Origin of the sequence: Kocuria aegyptia (genome assembly GCF_039530085.1) — a bacterium.
In the GTDB taxonomy this organism is placed as follows: Bacteria; Actinomycetota; Actinomycetes; order Actinomycetales; family Micrococcaceae; genus Kocuria; species Kocuria aegyptia.
Map to the genome: position 1 here is coordinate 1 of NZ_BAAAOA010000023.1, position 7,931 is coordinate 7,931.

The following is a 7,931-nucleotide window of genomic DNA, read 5'->3' on the forward strand; positions in this document are numbered from 1 at the left end:
CGACACGCTCTTCGTCAACCCGGACGGGCGCACGGTGGCGTTCATGCGCAGCTACGTCAATCTGCACCCGCTCTCGGCGGCCGTGGTGCAGCGGATCGCGGCGGCCGCCACGGCCCTGGAGTTCGACCGGCTCTACAGCAACACCGGGGGCACCATCGAGGCCGGGGCCCGGGACGCGGTGGCACGCTCCGCCGCCCGGCACGTGGCCTGGGTCCGCGGGGACCACGACCACCTCACCTGACCCCGAACCGGCAGGTTCAGGACCCAGGAAGCCCCGCCCTGCTGCAGAACCTCATGAACGGCGACCGGCGCGACCACGCGGCGACCAGGAACTGCTGCACGATCACGTGAGATCCCAGCTGGCTTGATGGCCGCCATCGGGCCATATGCATAGCCGTGCACCCACTGGGCTCTTCCTTCCGATTCCAGCGGGGAGTCCGCCCGCCTTTGTTGCCAGCAAGGGGCCCTCACACACCGTTGTTCTTACAATCCCTGATAATCCCGTCAGACGGCGAGGAGCAGCAACACACCGGTGAGGGTGATGCCGACCATGAGCACGGCGATCGGGATCTGGGTGCGAATTGCGTCCCGGGAGTCGAACAGGGTCAGGGCACGGTCGTGAGCAACGGTCAGTCCTAGAATGTGTCCGATCACGATGGCACTGATCTGGGTCCAGCCGATCGTGGTCGGACTCACCAGGAAGTAGTTCACCCATTGTTGTGATGTGCCGAACAGGTCCCATCCCAGGCCGAACGGGTCGCTGATGAGCACCAGTGCGATTTGTCCCTCGAAGAGCAGGTACGAGAAGTAGTGGGCCACGACGTATCCGAGGGCCACCGGGATGAGGGAGTGGGCGAACCGGGCCGGGCGCAGGGCCTGGACCGGTGACCTGCCGCTACCGGCCCGTTCCATCGATCGCCTGCTGAGGTGGATCGCCCCTGCAAAGAGTATTGCGACGATGGCGACGAGCCCCAGCAGCGTTGCCGTGCCCAGCGGGATGGAGTCCGGGGGCACGCTGGTCATCCACAACTGGGTCCGGGAGAGCCCGTCGAAGCCGGTGGAGCCGATCAGCACGGCCACCACAGCGCTCAGTCCGGGAGTGGCGGGCACAGTGGAGAGCCCGGTCAGGGGGTTGCGCAGTACCGGGGTGCCGTCCTGGCGCCGACCGAAGGGGGCCATCGACCCGACGAGGGTGCTGTAGACCTCGAACCCGTCCCCGGCGATGAACCACTTCTGGCCGAAGATCAACGCCAGGACCAGGGTGAGCACGGCGTAGGAGACCATGAGCACACCGACCAGCACCGGAACGGCCTCGTAGGGATATACCAGCTCCAGCCACACGAAGACCAGGAGCACACCCGCGGCCGGCCACATCCCCACACCTGGCCGCAGGGGCCTCATGCCCACCTCCGGATCGACCTCCATGATCCGGCACAACCCGGCGTGCAGCAGCCGCAAGGGATTGAGTAGCCGCCACACCGGGCCGAACAGCAACGAGGCCGGCACCAGACCGACCCAGAACACCACGTAGAGGGCCCATGGAGCGAGATTATTGACGGTTTCCGCCGGGCCCAGGAACGCCACGGCCACGATGAACACGGTCACCGCCGCCGCCACCGCCCGCACTACCTGCACGAACAGCCGTGCGTCCAACACCCGGGTGACGGCTTGCGGCAGGGGCAGGCCCGCGTTCGGGTCAGCGAACCGGGACCGCGGCCAGCCCTTCACCAGCACGATGAAGGACACGGCCACCGCTGCAGCCGCACCGGCGGCGGCCAGCGCAGGGTCCACCGGCAGATCAGTACGCCCACCCAGGCCGTGGGCGGGGACCAGGGCCGCCGACCCGGCCAGGGGGGTCACGGACGCGGAGATCACTGGGTGACGCGCAGCTGGGTCAGCAGCAGGCCGCTGTCTTCCAGTTCGACCTCGAACACGCCCGGGATGTGGGCCTGGAGCCGCACGGTCGCAGGCTCACCGGGGGTCAGCGGCACCGTTATGTCGTAGCCGTGCACATGCACCTCATCGGCGGTGTCGCTGGTGACGGTGAAGACCACCTCCTCGCCGGCGGTCGCTGTGACCTGGCGCGGTCCGTCCACCTGCCCACCGGAGGCGACCAAGGCCGGCGCGTCGGCCGGGGCGGGGGCCACCGGGTCCTGCCCGGACCCGGAAGCCTTCTCGGTCGGCCCTGCCGAGGTGCCCTCGTGCCCGCCCTCATGCTCATGACCACCGCCGTGGTTGTGGCCACTCTCGGAGCCATCCAGGCCCTTCACCGTCACTGAATCGGTGATCGGCTCCCCGTCCACCGCCCACTGCGCGTGGTCGTCGTTGGTGTTCAGCGTCACTGTCAGCTCGTGCTCCCCGGCAGGGACCGCCGAGGCCGGCAAGTCGTACCACGGGCCGTAGAGCCGGCTGATCTTCTCCCCGTCCAGGTACAGGTGCGCGTGCCCTTCCTGCGGGCGCAGCTCCCCCAACGTCTCCGGAGCGAACTCGAAGTCCTCGATGACCACGTGCACAGCCCACCCCGTCCCCCACGGGTCCTCGGTCACCTTCAGCTGCACCGACGGCGCCTCCTCAGCCGGGACCTCCCGCAACGCATGACCCTCCGCCGAAGAAGCTGGCACCAGGCGCCCCTCCCACAGATTCCCCTGCTCCTGGGATTCGGTCTCCTGGGTTTCCTGAGTCCCGGTTTCTGCCCCGCTGCCGCACCCGGTCAGCGCGAGCACGGTGGCAGCGGCCACGGCCGCACCGGCTCGCCCCCGACGGTTGTTTGAAACGAACAAAAACATTCTCTTGACTCCTCAATGCGCGCTCCGCCCGGGTCCCACCCGGGCAGGACGCGCTCTGAAATCCGCTACTTGCTGGTGGCACCGCAGGCACGGACAACCCCGCCGTCAATTCCCACGGACCAGGGATGAACACGCCCGGCCTGCCGCCACGGGGTCACACGCCTGTCTACTAATTTGTATAGGTAAACGTGTGGCAGGGGTAGTCGCCGACTCCCTGCGGTGAGTCCGATTTGACCCAGCCTCGTTTTCGGCCCTCGATCTGCCCGGTCGGCGTCGTGGCCGCCTGTCTCGTAGGCTCCGGCACACGGGGTGGGCGGGACCCATGGCCGTTCTCCTCCCGTGAAGAACAGACCAGCCTCTTCGGGAGGAGAGCCCAGGGGGTTGTTGCCGGTAGTCAGTGCCGGCGGCGGGGGCGTGCCAAGGCGATCACCGCGAGCACCAGGCCGAGTACTCCGGCCGCCAGTGCCGCCTATACGGTGGCGACATCTCGGTTGCTACAACCGTTGGCCCCTAATGGGCCATAAGTAAAGCGAACCCGCAGCATAGGCCGCCCAGACCCCGGTGATGTCGCCGCCCTGGGCAACATCGTCGTGGTGCCTCCGGTCCAGCGCGCCCGGGACGCCGGACTGCTGCACCGGGAACCGATGTTCGACCGCTTCACCCCTCACCGGGACCGCGTGGGTCGACGGGCGGGAACAGGAGGTGGACGCGGTGATCTGGTGCACCGGGTTCCACCCTGCCCTGCGTCATCTGCGGCCCTTGCAGGTGCGTGAAGGGGACGGGTCAATCCCCACCGACCGCACGGCCTCCACAACGATGGACGGGCTCTACCTGGTGGGCTACGGGGACTGGGCCGGGCCCGGCTCGGCCACCCTCATCGGGGTCGGCCCCAGCGCCAAGGCCACAGCCGCCGCCCTCCAACGCCAGCTGAGCACCCCGACGCCCATCCCGGCCCGCTGACCCCCCGGCAGAATCGTCAGGCGGCGGGGCGGAATTCACGTGCTGGAGGTGTCGCTGCGCCGCTCGAGCAGGATCACATCACGCCACCGCCCCGCCTGGGAACCGTGGCTCATCAGACCCAGGCGCCGACGCACCCCCACCGGCTCGAAACCGAGCTTCTGATGCAGGGGCAAGCTGGCGGTGTTCTCCGGGAATACCTTCGCCTCGATCGTCCACACCCCCGCGGCCTCCGCCGAGGCGATCAGGGTCTCCAGCAGGAGCCGCCCCACACCGCGCCCGGCCGCGGTCGGGGTGGACATAGACAGAGCCCTCCACCACCCCCGCGTAGACCTCCCGGGCCGAGACCGGTGCGGTCGCGACCCAGCCCAGCACTTCTCCGTGCTCATCCACGGCCATCTGGCCCAGGTGCGCCGGCCTGGCCGCCGCGAAGGTCTCCCAACTCGGTGGCCGAGACTCGAAAGTGGCCTGGCCGGTGGCGATACCGGCGGCATAGATCTCCTGGACGGCCGGCCAGTGCGACTCCTCCAGCCCGACCACGGTGAGCGCCCCAGCAGTGTCGCCCGGCAGCATGCGCCGCTCCACCGGCATCACCACGCCGTCTCCAGGCGTGGGCGTGCCGTTCATGCGGTGGCCGTCTCGGGGGCGAACAGCGTCACCAGAGCCTCCATCGCCTCAGGGCGGGTGCGGTAGTACACCCACACCCCGCGCTTGTCCCGCTCCAGCAGCCCGGCCTCGTGCAGGACCTTGAGGTGGTGGCTGATCGTGGGCTGGGACAGCTCGAAGGCCGGCAGCAGGTCGCACACGCACGCCTCCCCACCGGGGTGGGAGAGCACCATCGACAGCAGCTGCAGCCGCACCGGATCAGCCAAAGCCTTCAGCAACGGGGCGATCCGCTCCGCCCGCTCCCGCCCTAGGGGCTCTCGCGACAGCGGAGCGCAGCAGGCTAAAGCGGTCGGCGTCACCGAGGAATCGTCACCAGAAATAGACATAGATATATATTGACCCCTGTCGATGCCGGAGGCAATATTAGGACATCGACGGTGATCTATATTCGAGGATGCGCCGTCCCTCCAAGAAGGGAACCAGTCATGTCCAGAGTCCAGCTCGCCCTGCGCGTTGCCGACCTCGAGGCCTCCATCGAGTTCTACTCCACGCTGTTCCACACCACCCCGGCCAAGCGCCGGCCCGGCTACGCCAACTTCGCGATCGTCGAGCCCCCGCTCAAGCTCGTCCTGCTCGAGGGCGAGCCCGGCGAGGAGACGCGGATGGACCATCTCGGGGTGGAAGTGGAAAGCACTGAGATCGTCAACGCCGCCGCCCACCGTCTCGCTGATGCAGGACTGGCCACCCGACCCGAGGAGGAGACCACCTGCTGCTACGCCGTCCAGGACAAGGTCTGGGTCACCGGCCCCGGCCAGGAACCGTGGGAGGTCTACACCGTCACCGCCGACGCCCGCCCAGACCTGGAAGGGAAGACCGATCCTGAGCAGTCGGCGGTGGCCGGCGATGGGACCTGCTGCACCACGGACGCCCAGCCCACGCCGATGGGTGACGGTGAGCCCGCGACCAAACAGCCCAGCTGCTGCTAGCCCATCGAGCCGAATCGAGCCACCTCCACAGTGAGGCGGCTCGATCCCGATGGCATGACGACCGGAGTCACCGACCACCATGTCCGTAAACGAAACCCGCACTGCAACGTGGTCCGCCGCTAGCCAGCCATATGTAAAAAGGGGTGTCTGCCAAGCCCTTTCTGGTCATGAGCTGGGGAACCTGCCCTATCCCTTCGGGCCGCCCCAGGGGCAAGCCAGGTCGGATGGCGCCTGATGGTGCGGCAGCTCCGCCGGCGGCTAGGAGGCCGGCCAGTCCCGTTGTCACGCTGTGCGGGCACCCGACGCGACAATAGACACGAACGCACACGGACACGGACACGGACACGGGAGAGAGAACGCGATGGGTATCAAGGTGATGATCCAGTGGGTGGTGCGTCTGCCGGTGGCGCAGGCGGACACGGCGCTGCGGGCAGGTCTGAAGCAGATGGGCGCTTCGCCTTCCGGCCCGCTCGGGCACATCAAGGGCCGGACGAAGGCGTCCTGGAGCAAGAACCGCAACCCAGCTCGTATCACCGTCGCGATCAGCGAGCACTCCGCCGGCGCCGTGGCCGTAGTAACCGTGGACGCCATGGGCACCAAACATCAGGAGATACTCAACGAGCTCTCAGCAACCCTGGGCAAAGGTGTCGCGGAGAGGGTGGGCGCCGCTACCAAGATCCCTGCGAGACCTCCTACCAAAGCCCCCGACAGAACCCCGGTCATAGCCATCGACAGGTCTTCTACCCAGCCTTCTGGCAGCTCCCCTACCAATGCCCGGGTCAGAGCCCCTGCCGCAGCCGTTGCTGGCGAGGAAGCCGGCGACGACCGCGGGATCACGGAGGCGCTGGAGAAGCTGAGCGGGCTCTCACGGATGCTCGCCCGTCGTGAGATCTCCCATCTGCGCAACATCCTGGACCCAGAGGAACAGGTCCTCGCTCTGGGTCAGGGTACCTACGAGAAACTGCAGTCCCTGATCGTGCTGACCGACAAGCGCCTGATTTTCCTGGAGAAGGGCATCCTCCGGGAGTCGGTGAAGGAGTTCCAGCTCGGCGCGATCTCATCTCTGTCGCTGAGCAAGGGGTGGGGTACGGAGTCACTGGAGTTCACCGTCTCTGGGGCCAAAGGTAAGATCACCCAGTTGGAATCTGGGCAGGGCGAAAATATCGCTAACCTCTACCGCCAGCTGTGCAACACCCCCGCTGCCAAGGCCTCTGCTCCGGCCTCCGCTGCGCCCGCTGGGCCGGACGTGCTCGCCCAGCTCGCTCGGCTCGGGCAGCTGCGCGACGCTGGGGTGCTGACGGAGGAAGAGTTCATGGCCAAGAAGAAGGAGCTGCTCGGCCGACTCTAGATAGCACTGCGCGTGCAGAAGAATGAGCCATGTGTGTGTCACCGCAACCGAGGAGGTCCCCTGATGCGCCAAGTCTGGGAAGAGATGAACTTCCGAGGTCGGGTCATGGTGATCGGCAGCATCGTCATCCTGTGGATGCTGCTCTCCGCCATCACCGGGGAGTACGGCGAGAACGACCGACAGTCCAGCGCCGACTCCCCCGGCAGCGGGCAATTCGCCGGTGACGCAGGCGAGTGGGCCGACCAGATGGAGTCCACCTACCTGCAGATGGTGGGCCGGGACTCGTGGTCGGACCTTTGCTTTGAGGACAAGGCCGAGTGGGCGTGCGAGACCTATGGGATGGACGCCCAGAGCATCGGAGTGCTCCAGCTCCAGATGAACGGCCGTTACGACGACCCCTACCTCGAGGACTTGGCGGACCGTGGCATTAACGCCGTGATGAGCACCCTCGCCTACTACGACGAGACGGAGGATCACATGGACTGGATCATGGCCGTCGACCACGCGGGAACACCGATCATGCAGAAGAGCTGCTCCTCTATCTACCGCCACCTGCCCGACCCTCCCGTGTGCGCCCAGTGACCATCTGGGAACCCCTACTACGAGGTCCTCTTCGTGGAAGGTGTCCGGTAGCCGGCCTTATGTAAAGTCATGGGAACGGGCTGTCCTGCATCCGGTGTGCTTGGGCCGACCAGCGACTGCACAGGCCCACGGTGTCCACAACTACCCAGACCACCGGCACGGCCCCCGCTCCCCCGTGATCAGGTAGTCCTCGGCAGCCGTCACACCCCGTAGCACCCGGCGTCGGGCAGCCAGTCGGTACCCGCCCACCACGCCACCCCCAACGCTCAGTCTTGCAACCCCCGCAAGAACCCGGGGACCCACAACTGCATCAAGGCATGCACAGAAGTCACCCAAGGCTTCGGCGATGTTTAGCGCCGCGCTACGGGTCACGTCCCAGACGCTGGTCCAGCTCTTGCCGCTCATGTCGTGTCTGATCGGTGGAGGCGGGAGACACCGAGGGTCGCCATGGGACCTCGGGTGTGGAGAGAGCATGGCGCAATCGCGCCCCCGCGGGGGGCACACATACGGTCGCCCCTGCCGTCCATAAAAATTCAGAGACTTTCCTAGGACAAAAGAAGAAAATTGTTGAACAACCACCGGAGGAGGGGCATCCTGGATACACCGACGTGACAAGGAGCACAGCATGTCCCCCTCCGACATCGACCTCAACGCGGACTGCGGTGA

8 protein-coding genes and 1 pseudogene are annotated in these 7,931 nt (G+C 66.9%); 5 read left to right on the forward strand and 4 right to left on the reverse strand.

The annotated features are described in order from the left end of the window. Window positions 1-241: pseudogene (locus ABD220_RS10220) on the forward strand (hydrolase); the annotation flags it as partial. A gap of 263 nt (window positions 242-504) precedes the next feature. On the opposite strand, the gene ABD220_RS10225 reads toward ABD220_RS10220, so the two are convergent. Beyond that, a complete protein-coding gene (locus tag ABD220_RS10225; RefSeq protein WP_344122230.1) occupies window positions 505-1,860 on the reverse strand; it encodes a hypothetical protein in 1,356 nt (451 codons plus the stop codon). An 11-nt stretch (window positions 1,861-1,871) separates the two neighbouring features. Continuing rightward, window positions 1,872-2,723, reverse strand: coding sequence for a cupredoxin domain-containing protein (locus ABD220_RS10230; RefSeq protein WP_344122231.1), 852 nt, complete (start codon window positions 2,721-2,723; stop codon window positions 1,872-1,874). A 774-nt stretch (window positions 2,724-3,497) separates the two neighbouring features. Here ABD220_RS10230 and ABD220_RS10235 point away from each other — a divergent pair. Next, window positions 3,498-3,746, forward strand: coding sequence for a hypothetical protein (locus tag ABD220_RS10235; RefSeq protein WP_344122233.1), 249 nt, complete (start codon window positions 3,498-3,500; stop codon window positions 3,744-3,746). A 35-nt stretch (window positions 3,747-3,781) separates the two neighbouring features. On the opposite strand, the gene ABD220_RS18085 is transcribed toward ABD220_RS10235, so the two are convergent. After that, entirely contained in the window at window positions 3,782-4,045 is a 264-nt protein-coding gene (locus tag ABD220_RS18085) for a GNAT family N-acetyltransferase (RefSeq protein WP_425552550.1), read from the reverse strand. 321 nt (window positions 4,046-4,366) lie between these two features. Next, window positions 4,367-4,735 carry a metalloregulator ArsR/SmtB family transcription factor gene (locus tag ABD220_RS10245; RefSeq protein ID WP_344122235.1) on the reverse strand — a complete coding sequence of 123 codons (369 nt, stop codon included), beginning with the start codon at window positions 4,733-4,735 and terminating at the stop codon, window positions 4,367-4,369. Between the two features lie 99 nt (window positions 4,736-4,834). Here ABD220_RS10245 and ABD220_RS10250 point away from each other — a divergent pair, with 99 nt between their 5' ends. The 3 genes from ABD220_RS10250 (at window position 4,835) to ABD220_RS10260 (ending at window position 7,265) form a co-directional block, all read left to right on the forward strand. After that, a complete protein-coding gene (locus ABD220_RS10250; protein WP_344122237.1) occupies window positions 4,835-5,335 on the forward strand; it encodes an ArsI/CadI family heavy metal resistance metalloenzyme in 501 nt (166 codons plus the stop codon). Window positions 5,336-5,696: 361 nt separating this feature from the next. After that, on the forward strand, window positions 5,697-6,683 hold the full coding sequence (locus ABD220_RS10255; protein WP_344122239.1) for a PH domain-containing protein: 987 nt from the start codon (window positions 5,697-5,699) through the stop codon (window positions 6,681-6,683). 63 nt (window positions 6,684-6,746) lie between these two features. Further along, the gene (locus ABD220_RS10260) at window positions 6,747-7,265 is read left to right on the forward strand and encodes a hypothetical protein (RefSeq protein ID WP_344122240.1); all 519 of its coding nucleotides are present in this window, start codon (window positions 6,747-6,749) and stop codon (window positions 7,263-7,265) included. The last annotated feature ends 666 nt before the right edge of the window (window positions 7,266-7,931 follow it).

Coding starts and splice junctions, on each gene's coding strand:
- ABD220_RS18085 (WP_425552550.1), bottom strand. CDS start 4,045: ATGTCCACCCCGACCGCGGCCGGGCGCGGTGTGGGGCGGCTCCTGCTG.
- ABD220_RS10245 (WP_344122235.1), bottom strand. CDS start 4,735: ATGTCTATTTCTGGTGACGATTCCTCGGTGACGCCGACCGCTTTAGCC.
- ABD220_RS10250 (WP_344122237.1), top strand. CDS start 4,835: ATGTCCAGAGTCCAGCTCGCCCTGCGCGTTGCCGACCTCGAGGCCTCC.
- ABD220_RS10255 (WP_344122239.1), top strand. CDS start 5,697: ATGGGTATCAAGGTGATGATCCAGTGGGTGGTGCGTCTGCCGGTGGCG.
- ABD220_RS10260 (WP_344122240.1), top strand. CDS start 6,747: ATGCGCCAAGTCTGGGAAGAGATGAACTTCCGAGGTCGGGTCATGGTG.